General features: G+C 45.3%; 1 protein-coding gene. It reads right to left on the bottom strand.

What is annotated here, in order from left to right:
• A partial coding sequence (locus BG32_RS04455) for a methylmalonyl-CoA mutase (protein ID WP_121526467.1) occupies positions 1-1,118 on the bottom strand: 1,118 nt, incomplete at its 3' end.
• Positions 1,119-1,257: the final 139 nt, after the last annotated feature.

Here is a 1,257-nt window from a genome sequence, read left to right as displayed (position 1 = left end):
TCTGTTGGCAAACCGAGAGCCTCGTCGAATGAATTTGTGTGAAGTGATTGAGTGCCTCCAAGAACGGCCGCTAATGCCTGAAATGCCACTCTTACAATATTGTTCATGGGTTGCTGGGCGGTCAGAGTGGATCCTCCAGTCTGAGTGTGGAATCTCAGCATCATTGCCTTTTCATCAGTTACACCGAATCTTTCTTTCATAATTCTGGCCCAAAGTCTTCTCGCTGCTCTGAATTTCGCTATCTCCTCAAGGAACCCATTATGTGAGTTGAAGAAGAAGGACAATCTCTTTCCAAAAACATTTGGATCGAGTCCAGCATCTATGGCCGCTTGCACGTAGGCAATACCGTCAGCCAAAGTGAAGGCGATCTCCTGGACTGAATTGGCTCCGGCCTCTCTTATGTGATATCCGCTAATGCTTATAGTATTGAAATCGGGGAGGTTCTTTGAGCAGTATTCGAAGATGTCTGTGATCAACCTCATAGATGAATCTGGTGGAAAAATGTAGGTTCCCCTGGCTATGTACTCTTTGAGAATATCGTTTTGAATCGTTCCTGTCAGCTTTGAAGGATCCACACCTTGTTTTTCGCCAACGGCGATGTACATCGCAAGAAGAATCGCAGCTGTGGAGTTGATAGTCATAGAAGTACTGACTCTTTCGAGGGGAATTCCTTCAAAAAGTGTCTCCATGTCCTCAAGCGAGTCAATCGCGACTCCAACCCTTCCTACTTCGCCTTCCGACATCGGGTCATCTGAGTCGTATCCAATCTGAGTCGGAAGATCAAATGCCACCGAAAGGCCAGTTTGTCCCTGAGAGAGAAGATACCTGTATCTCTGGTTAGACTCTTCGGCTGTTCCAAAGCCTGCATACTGTCTCATTGTCCATAGTCTTCCGCGATACATAGTTGGTTGAACTCCCCGTGTGAAGGGATACTGGCCGGGGAATCCGATTTTCTCTTCGTAATCTTCGGTCTCTTTAGGTGTATAGAGAATCTCAACCGGTCCATCAAATGATGTCTTGAACTCCTTCTTTCTTTCGGGGAACCTTTTCAGGAGAGGTATGACTCTTTCTCTCTTCCAGTCGTCTTTGAGTTTTTCCAGTCTCTCTCGATTGCTCACAAAATCTCCTCCATTCATTGGTTCTGAATAATGGTTCTAAGATAGACCAATTATTTTCCTCAGTCAAATGCTATCATCTTTGATTATAACCGTCCTGAACGTCTTTGTGAGTTTAACTTCCTAACTTCTTGGCCTTAGG

Source organism: Mesotoga sp. HF07.pep.5.2.highcov, assembly GCF_003666285.1.
GTDB lineage: Bacteria > Thermotogota > Thermotogae > Petrotogales > Kosmotogaceae > Mesotoga > Mesotoga prima.
The sequence above is the reverse complement of the archived record's forward strand: the minus strand, read 5'-3'. Positions and strand labels throughout refer to the sequence as shown.